Annotated in this window: 18 protein-coding genes and 1 tRNA gene; 10 read left to right on the top strand and 9 right to left on the bottom strand. The window is 56.9% G+C overall.

Going from position 1 to position 19729, the window contains the following annotated elements:
- Positions 1-7 precede the first annotated feature (7 nt).
- The 7 genes from ACPTTC_RS06865 (at position 8) to ACPTTC_RS06895 (ending at position 9524) form a co-directional block, all read left to right on the top strand.
- Positions 8-820, top strand: coding sequence for a sulfotransferase family protein (locus ACPTTC_RS06865; RefSeq protein WP_423391952.1), 813 nt, complete (start codon positions 8-10; stop codon positions 818-820).
- Positions 821-869: 49 nt separating this feature from the next.
- Positions 870-3008, top strand: a complete 2139-nt coding sequence (locus ACPTTC_RS06870; protein WP_423391953.1) for a type I secretion system permease/ATPase — start codon at positions 870-872, stop codon at positions 3006-3008.
- A gap of 5 nt (positions 3009-3013) precedes the next feature.
- Positions 3014-4432: an HlyD family type I secretion periplasmic adaptor subunit gene (locus ACPTTC_RS06875; protein ID WP_423393323.1), complete on the top strand. Its 1419-nt coding sequence runs from the start codon at positions 3014-3016 to the stop codon at positions 4430-4432.
- Positions 4422-5876: a TolC family protein gene (locus ACPTTC_RS06880; RefSeq protein ID WP_423391954.1), complete on the top strand. Its 1455-nt coding sequence runs from the start codon at positions 4422-4424 to the stop codon at positions 5874-5876. Before ACPTTC_RS06875 ends, ACPTTC_RS06880 begins: the two co-directional genes overlap by 11 nt.
- Before the next feature lie 2 nt (positions 5877-5878).
- Complete coding sequence (locus ACPTTC_RS06885; protein WP_423393324.1) at positions 5879-7291, top strand: dienelactone hydrolase family protein; 1413 nt, start codon at positions 5879-5881, stop codon at positions 7289-7291.
- A gap of 156 nt (positions 7292-7447) precedes the next feature.
- A complete protein-coding gene (locus ACPTTC_RS06890) occupies positions 7448-8248 on the top strand; it encodes a hypothetical protein (protein WP_423391955.1) in 801 nt (266 codons plus the stop codon).
- Positions 8249-8327: 79 nt separating this feature from the next.
- Positions 8328-9524: a DUF4919 domain-containing protein gene (locus tag ACPTTC_RS06895; protein WP_423391956.1), complete on the top strand. Its 1197-nt coding sequence runs from the start codon at positions 8328-8330 to the stop codon at positions 9522-9524.
- A gap of 1371 nt (positions 9525-10895) precedes the next feature.
- Here ACPTTC_RS06895 and ACPTTC_RS06900 read toward each other — a convergent pair.
- From ACPTTC_RS06900 to ACPTTC_RS06925, 6 genes are all read right to left on the bottom strand, one after another.
- The gene (locus ACPTTC_RS06900) at positions 10896-13520 is read right to left on the bottom strand and encodes a phage/plasmid primase, P4 family (RefSeq protein WP_423391957.1); all 2625 of its coding nucleotides are present in this window, start codon (positions 13518-13520) and stop codon (positions 10896-10898) included.
- Positions 13480-13686, bottom strand: a complete 207-nt coding sequence (locus ACPTTC_RS06905; RefSeq protein ID WP_423391958.1) for a helix-turn-helix domain-containing protein — start codon at positions 13684-13686, stop codon at positions 13480-13482. The genes ACPTTC_RS06900 and ACPTTC_RS06905 overlap by 41 nt, the downstream gene beginning before the upstream one ends.
- Before the next feature lie 189 nt (positions 13687-13875).
- On the bottom strand, positions 13876-14388 hold the full coding sequence (locus ACPTTC_RS06910) for a hypothetical protein (protein WP_423391959.1): 513 nt from the start codon (positions 14386-14388) through the stop codon (positions 13876-13878).
- Positions 14378-14587: a helix-turn-helix domain-containing protein gene (locus tag ACPTTC_RS06915; protein WP_423391960.1), complete on the bottom strand. Its 210-nt coding sequence runs from the start codon at positions 14585-14587 to the stop codon at positions 14378-14380. The genes ACPTTC_RS06910 and ACPTTC_RS06915 overlap by 11 nt, the downstream gene beginning before the upstream one ends.
- A gap of 125 nt (positions 14588-14712) precedes the next feature.
- The gene (locus ACPTTC_RS06920) at positions 14713-15528 is read right to left on the bottom strand and encodes a hypothetical protein (RefSeq protein WP_423391961.1); all 816 of its coding nucleotides are present in this window, start codon (positions 15526-15528) and stop codon (positions 14713-14715) included.
- A 105-nt stretch (positions 15529-15633) separates the two neighbouring features.
- A tRNA-Pro gene (locus ACPTTC_RS06925) sits at positions 15634-15710 on the bottom strand.
- Positions 15711-15871: 161 nt separating this feature from the next.
- Here ACPTTC_RS06925 and sixA point away from each other — a divergent pair.
- The gene (gene sixA / locus ACPTTC_RS06930) at positions 15872-16333 is read left to right on the top strand and encodes a phosphohistidine phosphatase SixA (protein WP_226197966.1); all 462 of its coding nucleotides are present in this window, start codon (positions 15872-15874) and stop codon (positions 16331-16333) included.
- Positions 16334-16503: 170 nt separating this feature from the next.
- Complete coding sequence (locus tag ACPTTC_RS06935) at positions 16504-17310, top strand: GNAT family N-acetyltransferase (protein ID WP_011351620.1); 807 nt, start codon at positions 16504-16506, stop codon at positions 17308-17310.
- Between the two features lie 201 nt (positions 17311-17511).
- Here the strand turns inward: ACPTTC_RS06935 and ACPTTC_RS06940 are convergent, their stop codons facing one another.
- Positions 17512-17682, bottom strand: coding sequence for a hypothetical protein (locus tag ACPTTC_RS06940; protein ID WP_175967592.1), 171 nt, complete (start codon positions 17680-17682; stop codon positions 17512-17514).
- A gap of 136 nt (positions 17683-17818) precedes the next feature.
- Between ACPTTC_RS06940 and ACPTTC_RS06945 the strand changes: the two genes are divergently transcribed.
- Complete coding sequence (locus ACPTTC_RS06945) at positions 17819-17995, top strand: hypothetical protein (protein ID WP_089445358.1); 177 nt, start codon at positions 17819-17821, stop codon at positions 17993-17995.
- Between the two features lie 19 nt (positions 17996-18014).
- Here the strand turns inward: ACPTTC_RS06945 and ACPTTC_RS06950 are convergent, their stop codons facing one another.
- Positions 18015-19379, bottom strand: a complete 1365-nt coding sequence (locus ACPTTC_RS06950) for an MATE family efflux transporter (RefSeq protein ID WP_423391962.1) — start codon at positions 19377-19379, stop codon at positions 18015-18017.
- Positions 19380-19387: 8 nt separating this feature from the next.
- A complete protein-coding gene (locus tag ACPTTC_RS06955; protein WP_175958504.1) occupies positions 19388-19717 on the bottom strand; it encodes a DUF2288 domain-containing protein in 330 nt (109 codons plus the stop codon).
- Positions 19718-19729 lie beyond the last annotated feature (12 nt).

Raw genomic sequence — 19729 nt, forward strand, 5'->3', positions numbered from 1 at the left:
ATTTTCAATGATAACGAAACTGCATTTGATTTCGGGGTTGCCACGTTCGGGTTCGACTTTGCTTTGCGCATTACTTCGTCAGAATCCTCGCTTTTCCGCTGCGATGACAAGCCCTGTCGCCCTGCTTTGTGGGACTGTGCATGGAAAGATGTGCGGTGGAGAGTTCAGCACATTCTTTGATGACGAAAAGCGATCGAATATTTTGCGAGGGATATTCGATTCTTATTATCCTGGTGCTGCCGACCAAGTGGTCTTTGATACCAATCGAACGTGGACTGGTCGAGCCTCGTTGCTCGCAGCCTTGTATCCTCAGGCACGCATCATCTGCTGCGTTCGTGAAATCGGGTGGATTATCGATAGCGTAGAGAAAATGCTGTCAAAAAATCCACTCCAGCTATCCAGGATGTTCAATTTCCAACCTGGCGGTTCGGTGTATGCACGCGCAGAGTCTTTGATGGAGACGGAGCGTGGCTTGATCGGGCATCCTTGGAGTACGCTGCGTGAGGCGTGGTTTGGAATGGAGGCGAAACGCCTCATTCTGGTCTCTTACGATCGATTGGTTCGAGAACCCGAGAAGATCCTGAAATCACTCTATCGTGAAATCGATGAGCGGTGGTTCGAGCACGATTTCGAGAACGTGGTGTACGACGAGCCCGACTACGATGCGCACTTGGGCATGCCCGGTTTGCACAAGGTAAGAAGCAAGGTTGAGTACCAATCTCGGAAGCCCTGTATTCCACCGGACCTCTTCGCAAAATACGCAGGAACCAGCTTCTGGGATAAACCAGAGCTCAATACGCGACAGGCAAAGTTACTTTGAGCTACGACGTGGGTGATCGACCCATTGAGCTTTGATAGAGGTACGGCAAGTGAACGCCCCCGAAAAAAACGAAGAATTTACACACGCCTCAACTGATCCGGCTTTGGCCTGTCTGGTCACCATTGCACGATTCCACGGTATCGCTACAGATTCCGCTCAATTGCGCCATGCTGCAGCTCAAGGCGAGCAGCCGTTCGATGCTGAAGCATTGATCTTGTGTGCCCGGTCGATAGGATTGAGGGCCCGACTTGCGCCGCTGCGAACGGATCGACTGGATAGGTCGCCACTGCCGGCGCTTTGCCTCGACAAAGAGGGGCGACACTTCATCATCGCACGCCGTGATGGCGCCTCCGTGCTCGTGTTCGAGGCTAACTCAACTCAGCCCACGCTTCATTCGCTGGAGGAAATCATCAGTCGCTCGACGGGAAGTATGCTCTTGTTCGCATCCCGAGCGTCCCTTACCGGCGAGTTGGCGAAGTTCGATTTCTCATGGTTCATCCCAGCTGTCGTCAAGTACCGCAGGCTGCTGTTAGAGGTGCTGGCAATTTCGTTCGTCTTGCAGGTATTCGGTCTCGTGACGCCGCTGATGTTCCAGGTGATCATGGACAAGGTGCTCGTCAACCATACCTACAACACCCTGGCTGTCGTCGGTATCACGCTGCTTCTCAGTTCGACGTTCGAGGTCATGTTGACCGGCTTGAGAAACTACATCTTCTCGCACACCACAAACCGGATCGATGTCGAGCTTGGGGCACGCCTCTTCAAGCACTTGATCGCTTTGCCGTTGTCGTATTTCGGCGTGCGTCGAGTTGGTGACACGATCGCCCGGGTTCGTGAACTCGAAAGCATTCGAAACTTCCTGACGGGCCAGGCATTGACGGCCGTCATCGATCTGTTCTTCTCGGTCGTGTTCATCGCTGTCATGTGTTTTTACAGCGTCTGGCTCACGATCGTAGTCGTACTTTCTCTGCCGATCTACGCTGGCATATCCGCATCCATCGTTCCTGTCCTGCGTCGTCGACTCAACGAGAAATTTGCACGAGGTGCCGACAATCAATCGTTCCTTGTCGAGACCGTATCGGGTGTCGAAACAGTCAAGTCGATGTCGGTTGAACCGCAGTTTGCCAAGAAGTGGGAGATGCAACTGGCTGCGTATGTAGCCTCCGGATTCCGTGTTACGCAGCTCGGCAACATCGGTCAACAACTGATTCAGTACATCGGCAAGCTCGTGTCATTGGGCACGCTTCTGTTGGGCGCCAAGCTCGTGATCGACGGCAAGCTGACGATCGGCGAATTGATTGCGTTCAACATGATGTCGCAGCGTGTTGCTGCACCTGTTTTGCGACTCGCTCAACTTTGGCAGGATTTCCAGCAAGTCGGCATTTCGATGAGTCGGTTGGGAGACATTCTCAACACTCGAACCGAGCTGCGGCAGAGTAGTCAATCGATGCCGGCGATCAAGGGCGATATCCGATTCGAGCATGTTCGGTTCCGATACCGTCCGGACGGCCAGCCGGTTCTGGACGATGTATCGCTGGATATACGAGCGGGTCAGGTCATTGGCATCGTTGGCCGATCGGGGTCCGGCAAAAGCACGCTCACCAAGCTTCTGCAACGTCTCTATGTGCCCGAACACGGAACAGTGCGTATCGATGGCGTCGACCTGGCACTTGCCGATCCTGCGTGGCTTCGGCGATACATCGGCGTCGTGCTTCAAGAGAACTACTTGTTCAACCGATCGATCCGAGAAAACATTGCCTTGGCGGACCCGGGTGCTCCGATGGCGGCCATCATGCATGCGGCCAAACTGGCTGGGGCGCATGACTTCATTTGCGAGCTTCCGCAAGCCTACGACACCCTCGTGGAAGAGCATGGCAGCAACCTTTCAGGCGGGCAGCGACAGCGAATCGCCATCGCCCGTGCGTTGTTGACCAATCCCCGGATTCTCATTTTCGACGAGGCGACGAGCGCACTCGATTTCGAGACAGAACGCGTGATTCAGAACAACATGAGTGCGATCTGCGCCGGCCGCACGGTGATCATCATCGCCCACCGTCTGAGTACGGTTCGCCATGCGGACCAGATCATCGCAATGGACAAGGGGCACATTGTCGAACTCGGTACGCATGAAACATTGCAGGCGACCGGCGGCTACTACGCCCACTTGCTTTCTCTTCAGGCGGGGTGATGACGATGTCGATTCGTTTTCACGCCTTGCTTGATCTCCTGCGCCGATATCGATCGGTCTGGGCAGCCGCATGGAATATCCGTCATCAGCTCGACGGTCCGGCCAAGCTTGAGTACGAGCTTGCCTTCCAGCCGGCACATCTTGAACTGGTCGAAACGCCGGTGCATCCAGCGCCTCGCTGGACCGCCCGCTTGATCATGCTGCTGGCCGCATCGACGGTATTGATAGCCTGCTTTGCCAAACTCGACATCGTTGCGACGGCGAGTGGAAAGCTCGTTCCAGATGCCAAAGTGAAAGTGATACAGCCGGCGATCACGGGTGTGGTCAGGGAGATCGCTGTCCAGGATGGCCAGCGCGTCAAAGCCGGTGATCTCCTGGTGAAGCTCGATACGACTCAAGCCGCTGCGGATGAAGACAAGGCTAAATCGTCCAAGCAGGATGCTGCCTTCGCCGCTGCTCGGGCAGAGGCATTGCTAGGTGCGTTGCAATCCGGGCGAGAGCCGGAAGTTTCCAGGATAGACGGAGCAACACCGGAGCGCCAGGACGAGGCGAAACATCTCGTTGCCGGTATGTATCGTGAGTACCAGGACAAGCTGAGCGCCGCTCGAAGCGAGCTCGCTAAGCGGGAGGCCGAACTCGACAGTACCAACCAGGAGATCGCCAAACTGGTTGCGACGGCTCCGTTGGCGCGTGCTCAGGCAAATGATTACAAGGCGCTGTCGGCTGACAAATACGTCGCAAAGAACGACTACCTGGACAAGGAACAGACCGCTTTGAACCAAGAGCACGAGTTGGCCGCACAGCGCAGTCATGCACACGAACTTGCGGCCGGCATAGCGGAGCAACGGGCGGACATTGCGCAGACGGCCTCGCAGTTTCGCCGAGAACAACTCGACGATTTGGAGAAGGCCACGGAACAACTGAGGCAGAGCACCAACGATGAAACCAAAGCCCAAACTCGCCAAGCCTTGCTCAGTTTGACGTCTCCAGTCAGTGGCACGGTTCAGCAGCTTGCTACCCATACCCTCGGTGGGGTCGTCACGACCGCTCAGGCGCTCATGGAAATTGTTCCCGATGATGCCGTTGAAGTGGAAGCGACTGTTGAAAACAAGGACGTGGGTTTCCTGAAGCTGGGTCAACGAGCGGCGGTCAAGCTTGATGCCTTTCCATACAGCCGATACGGGATGCTCGAAGGCACGGTGGTCGATCTGTCCAACGACGCCGTGCAGGACAAGAAGCTCGGTTTGGCATTCACCTTGCGCATTCGATTGGCGTCGAATCGAATGCGAATCGACGACCGCTGGATCGCGTTGACACCCGGCATGACCGTGAAGGCGGAGATCAAGACAGGAAAACAAACGGTCGCTCAGTATCTGCTGGGTCCGCTTGTCGAAGGCGCTCAGGAGAGCATGCATGAGCGTTAAGCCATCGATCTGGCTGCTCATGGCAGCAACCGTTGTGATGTCGACCATCCCGCCGGCCGTCCTTGCGTTCGATCCACTGCGTGCCGAACAGTCCATTCCAGTCAGCGCGGCCGACGATATGGTCCCGGCCAACAGCACCTGCGAATTCGGTTCGTTGAGTTCTCCATTGACACTGAATGATGCGGTTGAACGCACGCTGTGTCGCAATCCGAAAACCCGAGAGGCATGGGCGGACGTCAAGGCTCAAGCAGCCGCTGTCGGTGTCGCTCGTGCGGCATATCTGCCGACCATCACTGGTAACTGGCAGGGTGTTCGGGATAGCTCCGTCAGAAACGTCACCGATCATCCGACGCTCAGTTCGAACTACGCGTCGACAGTCCAGTCGGAAGGCGTCTCGTTGAACTGGCTCCTGTACGACTTCGGGGGGCGTGAGGCAGCACTCAGAAATGCGTCATCGCTTTTTCAAGCTGCACGGGCGACACAGAATGCCTCGCTGCAATCGACCTTTGCCGCTGTTGCCAAAGACTACTATGCGGCCCAAGCTGCTCGGGCGGCGCTTGATGCGGCCCAGGATATAGAGGTAATGACGAGGCAAAGCGCAGCGGCCGCTCAGGCCAAGGTCGACAAAGGAGTGGTGCCGATTACTGACGCACTGCAAGCGCAAGCACAGCATGAGCAGGCGCTTCTGAACCTCGCCAAGGCCCGCAGTGACGCCCGATCGACGATCGGAACGCTGGCTTCGGATATGGGCTACGATCCCTCCGCTGTGACCGACGTACCGGCTGTCACCGAAACCGTCATCCCAGGGAAGACTTTTACTGAGTCTATCGCCAGACTGATTGACGAAGTCAAGCGTACTCATCCCAGCGTTGTAGCGGCGCAGGCGCAGTACGACGCCGCTGTGGCGAAGGTTGCGCAAACCCGTGCGCAAGGACTGCCGAGCATCAGTCTGGTCGGGAAATACAGCCGGGACAACCAGCCTCAAAGCTTGGGATTGGGACTGCCGACGTATCCGTCAACTGGCCACGACGCCTACATTGGCATTCAGGTTTCCATTCCGATATTCGAAGGGTTCGGGAGAGGCTATCAGATCGACCAAGCTCGTGCCGTGGCGGAGAGGCAGCAAGACACGCTAGAGGAAACTCGGCTCAAGGTTGGATTGGACGTTTGGAACAGCTACTACGCATTGGAAGCTGCGTCCGAGAGCGCAGCCCATAGCACGTCGCTGCTAGCGATCGCTCAACAAGCGTATACCGCTGCGGAGCATCGCTACAACGTCGGCGTTGGCAACATCCTCGAATTGCTCAACACGCAGACTACTTTGGCCAATGCCAAGGAGCGAAAGATTCAGGCGCTGACGGATTGGGACAACGCTCGCATTGATTTGGCAGCGAAGCTTGGGCGCTTGGATATGTCTTCTATCTCTACACTTGGCTCGCCTTGAAAATGCACAAGCTCTGGAAATTTTGTCTGCTCATTGCCGTTACGTATCTTCACGCATACGTGCCTCTTGCGCATGCGGACGATGTAGATAGCGTAAAAGCTCCCGAGGCTGCTCTGCGTCACGAGCAAGTTATCTCGATTCCGAGTGCTGACGGTAATTCAATCCTGCTACAAGCGACACTGTACGTTCCGGATGGACCGGGACCATTCCCCCTAGCTGTTATGAATCACGGTGCGAATGGAAGCATGCCACCGCCGGAACAACCTCGTTACCACTTGACCTTTTCGGCTTACTACTTTTTGTCGAGAGGGTATGCCGTTGTCCTGCCGATGATGCGTGGCTATGCCGGATCGCAGGGCCATCAAGCACATCATGGATGCGACTATGCTGCGACTGGCATCGACGATGCGCAAGATATCAGAGCTGTGATCGAGTATATGAAGACGCAGCCGAAGATCGATGGCGCTCGAATCGTCGTTGCCGGACAAAGCTTTGGTGGATGGAACACCCTTGCGGTTGGAACGATGGACGTGCCGGGCGTACACGGCTTGGTCAGCTTTGCCGGTGGCATGGATGAGTCAGATTGTCTTTTTTCCAGCCGCGCCTTGATCAACGCAGCTGGAGAATTGGGAGCACATAGCAAGTTACCCTCGATCTGGTTCTTTGGAGACAACGACAAGGTGTTCTCGAAAGACACGTGGCACGCCGAATATGAGCGCTATGTTTCAGCAGGAGGATCGGCGGAACTGGTCGCATACGGTGCATTCGGCACAGATTCTCATAACATGCTTGGGTCGGCCGAGGCTTTGCCACTGTGGGTTCCGAAGCTCGACGCATTTCTGTCCCGGATAGGTATGCCTCATACGGAGGTTAACCCCGAATACATGCCAACGCCAGTTCCGCCAGCGAGCGGTTATGCGGCGATTGACGATGTAGACGCTTTGCCGTACTTGGGCGTCGCTGGGCAAGCGTACTACAAGAAATTTCTCGAACGGCCGTTGCCCCGAGCATTTGCGATTGGGTTGCACGGCGCCGCGTCTACAACGGGCGGCTTTGATCCGATGGTGCAGGCGATAAAACTATGCAGCCAACGGGGACCTGGCTGCCGTCTTTATGCCGTGGACAACACGGTCGTTTGGACCCGGCCGACACCGGCACCTCCCGCCAGCAACTTCGCCAAGCTGGACGACGCGACAGCGGTTCCGTATCTGAACGACAGTGGAAGAGCCGGATATCAAAAATTCCTACAATTTCCTCGACCTCGAGTATTCACCATTGCCCCCGATGGTGGCTGGGATGCCTCGGCGCTCGGTCCCGACCCGGTCAAGTACTCGCTCGACCATTGCGGTCAAAAGCATCAAGGGTGCAGGGTTTATGCGGTCGACGGCTCTGTTGTTTGGCAGGGAGCGAAATAGCCACCGCCTCCGACTGTTCTACGGTGGACTAAAGTATTCGACGAACGGGCCATTGAATTTCCAAGTTGCGAGGAGTTCTATGATTCGACTTGAAACGGGGTGGAAATGAGTCAAATAAATAATTGGCAGTGCGTCAGAGGGGCATGGAAGGATGCAGTGTCAGCTGTTGCTGCGAAACCCGTCCTGGCTATTGCGGTGGCAGCGATATTGCTTGGGTATTACCGGGCTCAATATATCATTTCTCAATATCTGATCGGAGGTGCTGGTGTCTATGCGCATTTCAGTCAATTTTCGAGAATCTTGAATTCGATTGTGTTAGCTGTTGTGGCATGTGTTTGGGTGTTCGTTATGCGCTACACGGTGTCGAGTAAAAGTGAAGCAAGGTTGAGAAGTATATTTAATCGAGGATTGTGGGGGTTTATAAAACTGTCCGTGGTGGTCGGTTTTGGGATCTTGCTGATATCAGGTATTGTCGCAGTTTTAATAACGTTCGGTATTGTTCGGTACGGATCGGGGTGGTCGAGGGCGCAGATAATTTCTGCGTCATGTGTTTTGATTGTTTTGATATTATTGGTTTTATTCTATTTAATGGCCCGGGTAAGTTTGTTGTACTGTCAGGCTGCGCTTGAACGGAAAATGCTTTGGCGAGCTGGCTGGCATGACACCAGCGGCCATGTGGGGAGCATCTTGATTACTCACTTCATCGCAGGTTTGCCGAACTTGTGCTTGATGTTTGTCGGCTACGTCGGCGCCTGGATGTTGGCGAAGAGAGGATTTGTTGGCGTAACTTATTTGAGGTTGGCAATAGAGACGCTGACAATGTTTGTCGGTACGTACGTTGGGGCGGCTTGCTCAGGCTGGTTGTATCGACGGTATGCCAACGAGTTGCTCATCTCGTCGGGATCAGGTGGGGTAACACGCACTGATGGAGATTTCGTGCGGCGTGAACCTGAATAGCCATATTTGCAAAAAGGTGGGTGATTGGGCGTAGTGATAAGGTTAAAAAATTGAAGACTTCTTTGGAATTTAATGGATCATGCGTAGAGCAAAATTCCTAATTTGTTTTTTCGTTACAGCTCTTTCGGGTAATGTTTTATCGCAGAGTTCCGTTTCGGTTGTCGATCAGCTTCTGTCGCAAAGGCAGAAGCTTGCGCAGGACAATAAAATTGACCTCCAACAACTCTCACGTGACATTGAGGCGACAGCAAAGGAAGCGAACGAACTGGACCGAGCAGGAAGAGGAGGGGACGCCCTTCGTCGTCTGTCGGAACTGACAAAATACGCACCGTTGGATGAATTCCCCGACTACGACGTGCAGGCATTGTGTTCCAACATCTACGGGCATTTCAATCGGCCACTGTCAGATGATTGTCGTACTCGTGCACACGCAATGGCCGATATTCTAAATAATCATATCGGTAGTGGCAGTAACCCTGATGATCCTGTTCGAGTCATCACATTCGCCGAAGTTCATGAGTGGATGAATTTGCACTCGGCAAGCATTTCAAATATTCAAGGGTATCAATATCATGACGTATCCTTGCAGAAAGTAACTTATTCAGGCCAATCAACTGGCGGTCAGCCAGCTCTTGTATATTTCGAAATCAATCCTCGGGCGATGGCGTCGATCTCCCGCTCGACTTCCAACCCGTTTGATCCATTGCCACTGCCTTTTAGTGGGCAGTATGCAGAAGCCTATAGGAAAGCTCACGAGAAACGCATTCAGTTTTTAGCTGACAACAGCTTCAGCTATCCTGATCTCATTAATTTGTGTCGAAAGTTGGGAAAGCAAGCCATGCAATTGGCTCAACAAGGTAACTTTAGTGGAGCTCTAGCCAAAATTCGGGAGGTCGAGAAGGTTCGGCCGATTCATGATATTCCGATTTTTAGCCTTATCTCCAATTATAGTTACTTGCTCGGCAAGGCAGGCAATGCCGATGCTCAATCCAAGATGCGACTCTATCTCTTTGGTATCACTCAGGACATCGCCCATAGCGGGGATGGATTGTCTCCCGAAACGGCCATTCACGTTGCCGATGACGGTGAAGAATATTCATGGCTCATAGCAAGAAAGCTACGTTTGACGCGGCAGACTCTCATCATGAGAGGCGATTCTCGGTACGACGCGCTTGATACTACTGATGTGAGCGGAAATGCGAAGACATATTACTTCGAAGTAACGAAAATTTATAATAGGCAAATCGAAATCGTACATGGAAAGGGGGCTGAATAGCAAGGACAGGGCTAAATAACCCTGAGTCGGATTGGGCTCGTAACCTTCCAGGTTGACAGGGAATCTTAAGTCAACCTCGCTATGTACAAATCCGCAGATGCTAGTCGGGCAAGATTTGCAGATTCTTTATGTAATGACATGATTTTAAATTGGCCACTCAACTGGAGTCCCTCGAAACGGATTGCCGGACATGAGTGCGACAAGTCGCATGATGCGAACGCCCTGAATGCCTGTAATGAGCGCTGGCCGATTAGTCAACGTGGCTTCGAGGGCGGCAAGACTTTGGTGGAGTGCGGTAATTGGATCAGTGGGATGCATGCGCGTGTATCAGGCGTTGGTGTCGGTCTCGGATGAGCTTGGAAGATTTGCTCTCCGTCCCGTCCAGGCGACGGAGGATTGTCATTTATGTTGTACTGCATCCGTATTGATTTACTTCCATGCTGTAAGTCAGTGGCGTGGACGACTGTCGGCTACAAGCGCTACAGCGGGTAATTCGAGGCTTATTAACTATCCTCTTCGCCCCTACCAAGGTATGCAAAATCAGTGATTTGTTGTGATTTGCGTCAATCAACGCGGTAAATGCGAAATCGTATATGGTGAGGCTCCGGCTGCATGGGCAGATGTATTTTTGTAGAAAATAGCTGTCCCTCGCAAGGGTGCCCTCTCGAACATCGAGGAGGCGCTCAATTTTTGAAATATCCTCTTCATTCGATTTCGTGTATTTTTCGGGATTCTCAAATTCAGAGCGTGGGATTGTTTTTTTGAGGAATTCTTCTTCCGTAATAGACTGAACTGTATCATATGTAATTAACATTTCTGGTCTCCGTGGTCTTTTGGTAAGTGCCGCCAGGATACCCAACGTAGGACCGAAGTTCTTGTCGGGTCTCTGACAGACTATCACGCCAGTAATTCAGTATGGCGATGATCGACGCGCTCGTTGCCGCATGGAAGCAATCCAAAGTATTGTGTGCCTGCTGCCGATTTTCATCGTCGGCGTAGGCTATGGATCCCTGACAGATTGTCGGCCGAGGAACTCTGATGCCGGTGATTTAGGTGGGAGGCGGCTTGGTGTAGGGTGATGTAGGGCTGGTGTAGGGTCTGGCTTGTACCCTACACTCGGGAGAGCCTTATAGATAAAGGGTTTGCTGGAATTGGTGTAGGGTCTGTGGGGTTTTGAGCAAATTTCTTATGAAATTTATTGTGGGGCCTATTCTGGCTTTTATCTCAATTGGATAAGAAATTTTCCAATTGTTTGAGAAAAACCCTACATACCCTACACCACTTCCCGCTCAGCCTTGCTGGGTAAGGTATTGCGAGGTGTAGGGTGCAAGTCAGACCCTACACCAGCCCTACATCACCCTACACCTTTCCTCAGACCTGATACTGGCTTGCGGCATCCGGGTTGACTGCCGAGACTTCAATTGAGGGCGAATCCCGAGCATAGGCGGCTTGCCAGCGAATCCCCTCCTTGAGCCGAATTTTCTCGAACCCGACGGCTTGCAACCTCTCGGCAAAAAGGTTGCTAGCGCAGGGAACGAAGCCGTTATCACGCGCCCAATCCCTATACTCCTGGTAGAGCAGTGCGCTGCCGAGCCACGTTGATTTGTCAGTGTTCGGCGTCAAGAACTCTTCGGCAAACTGCCGGACAGGATCAGAATTGAGCCTATAGCGTTGTACTTCCTGCTCCGAGCTTGGTGGGAGAATGAAGCGGCCACGGGAAAGTAGAGTCTGAAGTCCGGCAAGTGCCCAGTTGAGGATGCCAGGAAGCTCAGTTTTCAGTTTATCTTCCAACCGGGGATCTCGCTCAGCTTCGGAAAACTGACGATTGAAGCGAACGATGACCGCTCGGCGAGCAAAGCCATCGCTATGATCCAGCAAGCGAGGAAGCGTGTTGGTGGCCCCGATCAGCTTTGCATAGGGCTTGAAGGAAAACGACGGTTCGAATTTTCGTTCGGCCTCGATGCAGTCACCGCTGACGATTTGTTTGAGATAACTGTCCGAAACGGTCGCTTGGGCTGACATTTCGGCACTGATGTTGATCAGCTTGCCCTGGAGTTCGGCCCGGACGTTCGGGTTTTCCAGCCTTTCGATGGCGGCATGACCGACATTGTGCGTGCCGATCAGGTTTGCGACGACGGAGAGTACCAACGACTTGCCATTGCCGCCGGCACCGACCAGCCAGAGAAACTTGTGCATGCGGGTGTCGGGGATCAGGCAGTAGCCGATGAATTCCTGAAGAAACTGGATACGTTCCGCCCGATCCGGATCAGGCTGAAAGATGCCGGCGAGCGTCGACAACCACAGTGGGCATTCGGCTGCGGCATCGTAGTCGATTTCCAGCCTGTTCGTCAGGTAGTGTTCGGGCGCGTGTGGAAGTAGCTTGCCAGTGATCGGGTCGAGTGTGCCGTTCCGAAGACAAATCAACGCCGAGGCATGGCCGAAATCTTCGTCCTTCTTGCCGTGTGCGATGCGAAGCAGTTCCACCGCTTCGTTGATCTTTCCGCTCGTAGCCGCGTCCCCCAAATCACGGAGCAGGCGCTGCTTGATGTCGCAGTCTACATTCAGCGCATTCCAGCAACCGGCTTCATAGGCCCGGAACTGGTTGCCGAGATGAACCAGATGGCCGGCATAATGGCGTTCGGCAAAAGTCTCGGCGATTTGCAAGGCCAGGGTTTTCTTTGTCGCCGCTTTCTTCTCAGGACCCCGGGGAGCCGAGTTGTTGATGGTCTTTGGTTCTAGCGGTGCGGCCGGTGGTGCGACAGATGAAGCGATCGGTTCCCACAAAGTGTCACCGAGGCCGGCCAACCGTTCTGCCGTCCACCCGTCGCTTTCGGCATCGGCGAGATCGTAACCCTTGGGCAGTTCTCCGTCACCTTGACGAAGGGTTGTCAGGTTTAGCGTTGCGGCGACCTCGGCCCCGGCGCGACGAAGTAGGTCGATGAGTTTGTTCTTGTAGGACATCCCGGCTTCGTCGTTGTCGGGAGCAATGTAGATTCGTCGGCCTGCGAAGGGCGTGAAATCGGTATGCTCGGGCGACTTTGCTCCGTTCAGGGTTGTAACAGCAACGAATTCGGGGAGGAGGCGCTGAGCAGCGTCGGCCGATTTTTCTCCCTCAGCGAACAAGACTGGGGCATCCTTCTTGGCGGCGAGACGATCTAGACCATACGCTGGTCTCGGGGAGGGCGGAGCCGCGTTTCGCCATTGCTGCCAACCTGTCGAATCTTTCCAGACGGACAGAGGGCGAAATTCTTTTCCTTTGGCCGTGTCGAAGCGTTGCTGATAAAAAAGCAGTCCCCCTGTTTCGTCTCGATATTCCCAAACCTTCGAAGGTCGGCCGAGTGCAGCGCCGAAGAATATCGGACGACGACTGAGCATGTCGTCAGGAACCGGCATGACGACGGTGAGGTCGTCCGATGCACTTGTTGGTTTTCGGGACGGGCGTGGCGTGCTGGGTTGCTGTTTGACCGTCGGAGACTCGCCGGGGGATTCACTGTTGCCGTCGGCCAGAAAGCGAAGAATCGCAAGGGCTGCATCCGATTGGAATTCGTATCCGCTGATGTATTTGACGTAGCTGATAATGTCGCCGCCGCTGTCGTCCGTCGCAAAGTCGGACCATCGCCCCGTGTTCGTGTTGAACTTGAACGAGCCGGGTTCGTAGTCGTTCCGAGTGGGGTTGCAGGCAACGTATTCAGAACCTTTCCACTGGCCGTCAGGGATGAAATGATCAAGAACATTCTCAATTTCATTCATTGCTCGCTCATTGACGATCGAGAAATCGATGGTGCTAGGTTGTGCTTCGTACTGCTTTAAGAGATTTAGGTTGTCATTTGAGTTAAAATTCATGATATAGATTAAAAAAGGTACTTCTGGCCTGTGTTGAGGTTGTAGCCTCACACGGGCTTTATTTTTTGCTTCAATGATCAGTGCTCGATGTTGAGTGGGAGACTTCCGGCTGTCAACTCGCAAGAGCGAGGGGCGGGCGAAGATCGAACACATTGCATTTCAAAGCTTCAGCCATCTTCCGGGCTATTCTCAAGTTTGGCACTCTGCCGAGTCGAATCCACTTATAGACAGCGCTCGTGGATACGCTGAGTTCTTTGGCGGCCATCGTTGCTCCGCCCATGTTGTATATTGCTTCACGGATTGTTAGATTTCGATTCATCTTTGCCTTTTCGTTTTCTTGTTGATGACGTAATGTTCATCAAATATGTACTTATGTTAACTCTGGAATTTGGATTGTTCATCGAAAGTAATCGGAATTATGAATTATTTTTCCAATGATCAAGTGCTGAAAAATGAGTAATAGACGATGCCCCGATCAGAGCATCGCCATTTCTCGAAATTCAACTTGCTAGAAACTGCCGTCGCCGATCGTGCTGCCGTCGATCCTTGCTTCCCACGTTGCTTTCCTGGCAGCGCGGTTGTGGCGCAAGGCAGGCGAAGTGGCGAAGAAATCGTGAAGCTTGTCGAAAGCATCCTTGATGACTTCACCGTGGTTCTCGGGATCGACATCGCCGGCCAACTGGAGGACGACTTCAGCCCACCCGTCGCCGAAAGCAATTTTCGAAACTGCGCCAACTTTGAGGGCACGACTTCGTTCATCCAACAAACGGGCGAGCTCCAGCACTTCGGCCGATTCGGATGCGGTGCCGTACGCGCCGTTGATGGGAAGGTTGGTCTGGATGTAGGCGATGTGAGCCTGGCGAGGTTTCGTCTCGGCTGTATGCGTTGCCAGTCGACCTGCGAGTTCTGATGCCGGAAGCTTGGCGAAGCGACCCTTACGTTTCTTGGGCGTAAGCGTGGCCGTGTCGATCGAGTTGACCGAGCTGTTCGATGCGGGCGGAGTATACGTATTAGGCAGCATGACGAACCTCCATTGCGCCGAAGTCGCGGCGGTTGGCCAGGACGAAGGCTTCAAGGTCGGCGAGGCGATACATGACCCGACGGCCGATCTTTACGAACGGGAGGGGGTAGCGCTGGGTGCACGCCCATGCGGCAAGCGTTTGAGGCTGAACGCCGAGATAGGCTGCGGCGGCGGGGCGACTGATGAGACTCTCTTTCACAACGTTCTCCAAGGTTGAGGGCCACTGCCGTGTTTGGCAGGGTGTATTCGGAGTTTGATGAAAGCGAGATCGGAAATTGAGGGGCGATCAGTTGTCGGTCATCGCCCCTTGACAGCCTCGGGGTCTCATGACTTGACTGGTTGTACGGGGCGTCGTGCCTCAGCTTCTTCTTGCAGCGCTCGATGGGTCAGAAAATTGATGCAATCGAACGCCTTTTTTAGGGCAACCATACGGTCGTCCAAGGTGTCGAGATCGTCAATGCCAAGCAGGGCGTTCGACACACGTGCGGGAAGGTGTTTGCCGGTCAAGGTCGCGTATAGTCGCAGGTCGGTGTAGGCGAGCAGGGAAATGTCCGCCCATCGCGGCAGGTCGTCGCTGGGCACCTTTCGGGCGGGCGTGATCGCGTCGTGCGCATGCCAGTAATCGATGAATCGGCTGAAGTCTCGGACGAGCTGCGTTTTTGTTGCGCCGAGGTTGATGGTCAAGTGAGAGTAGGGACTGGCAAACGGCATGGACTGACTGTCCTGCAATCGGCCAAGTAGAACATCGACGGGTCTCGGACTGGTGGGTGTTACCTTGCCGTGTGTCCCGTCTAGGGCGTCGAGGAGGCCCAGTAGGACGGTGTCAGTGAGCAGCTTGACGGTTTGGGTATCCGACTCGTGACTGTTTCGCCAGTGGACGGTAAATACCGCATCTTGGAGGGGATTGGCCTTCAGGCGCTCAAAGATGTCAGTCGCACGCTGGAGGTTGCCGTCGACGTCTCGCTTGTCAAGGAGGTCCTTGAGAAAGGCGCGGTCGCCGACTAAGCGAGCCCAAGTTTGCAGGTAGGCTGCCGTGCCGGGGGGCAGGTCGCTGGGGAGGTGATATTTATCGAGCGAGAACCACTCGAAGTCTGCGGGTGTGAGTTTCGGGGCCTTGGGTTTCGCCGGCTGTCTGGGCATCGGAACCTCCATAGGGATGGATGGTGATGGATGTTCAGTGTAACCCCGGCGTAACCCCAAAAGGAAAAGGGGCTACGGTGTTCAACCGTAACCCCTTGATATCCTTGGTCGGAGCGATAGGATTCGAACCTACGACCCTCTGATCCCAAATCAGATGCGCTACCAGGCTGCGCTACGCTCCGACGAGCCAAAGATTGTATCGTCGAATGTCCGATCCGGTCAATCCCTATATGCGGGTAAATGCTGCGGCGGCGAACCGTCCGCAATTTGCGACAATTCGGACGGTAATCGGCGCGCCCGGACGCATAGGCGCGGGGCCGCTCGCCGAAGCAAGGAGAACACCATGATGAACCTGATCCTGTGGCGCCACGCCGAAGCCGAAGACTACGCGACGAGCGATCTCGCACGCCAGTTGACCGTCAGGGGGCGCAAGGATGCGCAGGCGATGGCCAAATGGCTGCGTGGCCGGCTCGAGACGAATGCCGTGATCCTCGCGAGCCCGGCGGCTCGCACCGTGCAGACCGTCGAGGCGCTGACCGACCAGTACCGGACAGTCGACTCCCTCGCGCCGGGCGGTAGCGTCGACGACGTGCTGGCGGCGGCCGGCTGGCCGGAAGGCATCGCACCGACGGTCGTGATCGTCGGGCACCAGCCGACGCTCGGCAGCGTTGCCGCGCAACTGATCGCCGGCGGCGACGACAGCTGGAGCGTCAAGAAGGGCGGAATCGTGTGGCTGGCGAGCCGCACGCGTGACGGCAGCCGGCAGGCCGTGCTGCGCGCGATATTGACGCCCGACCTGCTGTGAAGCCGGCCTGACGGGCTTTGAAGGGATTCATCATACGGTTTCGCAAGCTTTCTGCTAAAGTCAATTCGGCGACACGTCATTGAAAGGACACGGTCGTGCCACATAACGGTCACGGCCGATTACTACATTGGCGGGCATGTCGTCCTATTCCTTACGATCAGGAAAGCCTAATGCGAGAACTGCCGACGCCTACGCTCCCTTTTGCCTCGCTGCCACTCGACACGTCGCGGCGCCACCTGCCGCGCGCTGCTGAAACCGTCACATCGGAGTATCGCCTGCGCGCCGCGTGGGCGCGTACGGAAGACGAATTGCGCGAAGCCCAGCGCCTGCGTTACAGCGTGTTCGCCGAAGAGATGGGCGCGCAGGTCAGCGGTCCCTCCGGTCTCGACGTCGATCCGTTCGATGCGTATTGCGACCACCTGCTGGTTCGTGATCTCGACACCCTGAAGGTCGTCGGCACGTACCGCGTGCTGCCGCCGCACCAGGCGGCGCGTGTCGGCCGCCTGTACGCGGAAGGCGAATTCGACCTGTCGCGCCTCACGCACCTGCGCGGCAAGATGGTCGAGGTCGGCCGCTCGTGCGTGCACAGCGACTACCGCAGCGGCGCCGTCATCATGGCGCTGTGGGGCGGCCTTGGCGCGTACATGATGCAGAACGGCTACGAGACGATGCTCGGTTGCGCGAGCGTGTCGATGGCCGACGGCGGCCACTATGCGGCGAACCTGTACCAGTCGCTGTCGGCAGGCTCGCTGACGGCGCCCGAATATCGCGCATTCCCGCACACGGCCCTGCCGGTCGACGAACTGCAGACGGGCACCGTCGTGGCGCCGCCGCCGCTGATCAAGGGTTACCTGCGTCTCGGCGCGAAGATCTGCGGTGCACCGGCCTGGGATCCCGACTTCAACTGCGCGGATTTCCTGACGCTGTTCCGCCTGTCCGACATCAACGCGCGCTACGCCCGTCACTTCCTGGGCTGAGCCGCCGGAATCGCGTTGTGCCCGTCCGGGCGCGCGCAAGCGAACGCCGTCGCGTGGTACGAGCCGCGCGACGGCGTTCGTCCATCTGACCAACGCGCGTGAATCGGACCCTGTTAATTTCGGCGCTACGCGGTTCCCGGCGTGCCGCGGGACGGTACGTTCGAGAACGGCCCGGGGAAGGGCCGGGCGGCAGCGGCGCGCTTAGTGCTTGCGCCGCCAGTCGAGCAGGTGGTGTTCGGCCATCCAGTGATGGATCATCCCTTCGCCGTGATGGCTGCGCTTGTATTCGCGCGACTCGAAGAACGACAGGGCGACGAGTACCATCAGACCGACGAACAGGCCAATCAGGCCGGCAATTTCTTCAGACGACATGGCAGCCTCCTTTCCTCGGCTGAGTGCCATGCGTACATAGTAGGACATGCGCGGCCCGACTCCGAAACGGGAATTCCGCTAGACTCGGCGCGGTCCCGGCGTGCGATGGGCGCGCCGATTTCCGGAGCCATACCCGATGACCCGTTTCATGCTGGCCGTGCTGGCCGCATCTTTCCTCGCCGGCTGTACCAGCGATCCGCATCAGGCCCGTCGCGGCCATCCGCCGGAAGATCCGGCCGACTATCATGGCGTGCCGACCGACATGACGCCGCCGTCGATGCTCGACGCGCCGCCGCCGAAACCCACGCAGTAATGGCCGGTTCGGCCCGCCGTCAGGCGCGGGCTGCGGGTGTGTCGGTGCCGATATGCCGCAACAGCGCCGGCAGGTAGCGCGCCAGCGTCGCGCCGCGTGCGGCCATGAACAGCAGGAGCGCGAACCAGAGGCCGTGATTGCCGAACGTGCCGACCGCGGCGAGCGTGGCCACGACGAAGATCGAGAGCGACGCGACCATTGCGCGCATCAGCGATTGCGTCTGCGTGGCGCCGATGAAGACGCCGTCGAGCAGGAAGCCCCAGACCGACACGATCGGCGAAATCGCGGCCCACGGCAGGTAGCGCAGCGCCACTTCGCGGATCTCGGCCTGGTCGGTCAGGCGCGCGACGATCCAGCCCCCGGCGGCCCAGTACACGAGCGCAAACAGCAGCGCGCCGAGCGCTGACCAGAACAGCGTGACGCGCACGGCCTGCCGGAACGCGCGGCGGTCGCGCGCACCGGCGGCCGCGCCGACGAGCGCCTCGGCCGCATGCGCGAAGCCGTCGAGGCCGTACGCCATGAACGTCTGGAAATTCAGCAGCAGCGCGTTTGCCGCGAGCGTCGCATCGCCCTGCTTCGCACCGAGGTGCGCGAACCAGCCGAATGCGCCGAGCAGGCACAGCGTGCGCAGGAAGATATCGCGATTGAGCGCGATCAGCCGCTTGAGCGCGACGCGGTCGGCAAGCGCACGTACCGCGATCGGGCCAAGGCCGCGCGGCCGCAGCCGCCACAGCATCCATGCGCCGAGCGCGAAGCCGCATGCGTCTGCGGTGGCCGTCGCGGCGCCGATGCCGGCAATGCCCCAGCCGAAGCCATACACGTAGAGCAGCACGGCGCCGATGTTCACCGCATTGATGAACACCTGCGCGACGAGCGCGAGCCGTACGCGCTGCGTGCCGAGCAGGTAGCCGAGCACGACATAGTTCGCGAGCGCGAACGGTGCGGCCCAGATGCGCGCATGGCTATACGCAAGCGCCGTTGCACGGACGGCATCGCTGCCGCCGAGCGCGGACAGCGCAAACGACAGCAGCGGCACCTGCAGCGCCAGCACCGCGGCGCCGAGTGCGAATGCGACGATCAACGCACGCAGCAGGTTCAGGCGGATCCCGGCGGCGTCGCCGGCACCATGGGCCTGCGCGACGAGGCCGGTGGTCCCCATCCGCAGGAAACCGAACCCCCAGAACACGAAACTGAAGAACAGCCCGCCGAGCGCGACACCACCGAGGTACTGCGCGCCGTCGAGGTGGCCGGCGACGGCCGTGTCGACCGCACCGAGGATCGGCTGCGTCAGGTTCGCGAGGACGATCGGGAACGCGAGCGCGAGGACACGCCGATGCGTGACGGCGGCCGAGCCGGCCCCGTGCGGTAACGCGGATTCGGACATGGGACGCGTCAGGCGCGTTCCTGCACGCAGACCCACGGCGATACGACGACCGCCCACAGCTCCGGGTTGCGCGCCGCGTAGTCGGCGGCGGTTTCGGCCGGCATGCGCGCGACGAGGCCTGCCGACAGCCAGCGCGTGACCTGCTCGGCATCGTCGGCCGCAACGGCTTCCGCGACGCTGACGAGATCGAGGTCGCGTGCGACGGACAGCAGCTTGCCCTGCGCGAAGAAGCGTTCGAGATCACACCAGTCGATCTTGGCGGTTTCGCCGAGGAGTTTGGCGTAGAGCGGGCTGTGCGACGCGCTCGCGTCGGAGTGGTGATCAGAGGAAGAGGACATCGTTTTCTTGGA

Source organism: Burkholderia mycopellens (assembly GCF_964265025.1).
GTDB lineage: Bacteria > Pseudomonadota > Gammaproteobacteria > Burkholderiales > Burkholderiaceae > Burkholderia.

Excerpts from the sequence above, each read along its gene's own strand:
- sixA (WP_226197966.1), top strand. The coding sequence starts at position 15,872 with ATGATGAACCTGATCCTGTGGCGCCACGCCGAAGCCGAAGACTACGCG.
- ACPTTC_RS06905 (WP_423391958.1), bottom strand. The coding sequence starts at position 13,686 with ATGAATCGAAATCTAACAATCCGTGAAGCAATATACAACATGGGCGGA.
- ACPTTC_RS06935 (WP_011351620.1), top strand. The coding sequence starts at position 16,504 with ATGCGAGAACTGCCGACGCCTACGCTCCCTTTTGCCTCGCTGCCACTC.
- ACPTTC_RS06885 (WP_423393324.1), top strand. The coding sequence starts at position 5,879 with ATGCACAAGCTCTGGAAATTTTGTCTGCTCATTGCCGTTACGTATCTT.
- ACPTTC_RS06910 (WP_423391959.1), bottom strand. The coding sequence starts at position 14,388 with ATGCTGCCTAATACGTATACTCCGCCCGCATCGAACAGCTCGGTCAAC.
- ACPTTC_RS06875 (WP_423393323.1), top strand. The coding sequence starts at position 3,014 with ATGTCGATTCGTTTTCACGCCTTGCTTGATCTCCTGCGCCGATATCGA.
- ACPTTC_RS06955 (WP_175958504.1), bottom strand. The coding sequence starts at position 19,717 with ATGTCCTCTTCCTCTGATCACCACTCCGACGCGAGCGCGTCGCACAGC.
- ACPTTC_RS06865 (WP_423391952.1), top strand. The coding sequence starts at position 8 with ATGATAACGAAACTGCATTTGATTTCGGGGTTGCCACGTTCGGGTTCG.
- ACPTTC_RS06945 (WP_089445358.1), top strand. The coding sequence starts at position 17,819 with ATGACCCGTTTCATGCTGGCCGTGCTGGCCGCATCTTTCCTCGCCGGC.
- ACPTTC_RS06895 (WP_423391956.1), top strand. The coding sequence starts at position 8,328 with ATGCGTAGAGCAAAATTCCTAATTTGTTTTTTCGTTACAGCTCTTTCG.
- ACPTTC_RS06940 (WP_175967592.1), bottom strand. The coding sequence starts at position 17,682 with ATGTCGTCTGAAGAAATTGCCGGCCTGATTGGCCTGTTCGTCGGTCTG.
- ACPTTC_RS06920 (WP_423391961.1), bottom strand. The coding sequence starts at position 15,528 with ATGCCCAGACAGCCGGCGAAACCCAAGGCCCCGAAACTCACACCCGCA.
- ACPTTC_RS06900 (WP_423391957.1), bottom strand. The coding sequence starts at position 13,520 with ATGTGTTCGATCTTCGCCCGCCCCTCGCTCTTGCGAGTTGACAGCCGG.
- ACPTTC_RS06950 (WP_423391962.1), bottom strand. The coding sequence starts at position 19,379 with ATGTCCGAATCCGCGTTACCGCACGGGGCCGGCTCGGCCGCCGTCACG.
- ACPTTC_RS06880 (WP_423391954.1), top strand. The coding sequence starts at position 4,422 with ATGAGCGTTAAGCCATCGATCTGGCTGCTCATGGCAGCAACCGTTGTG.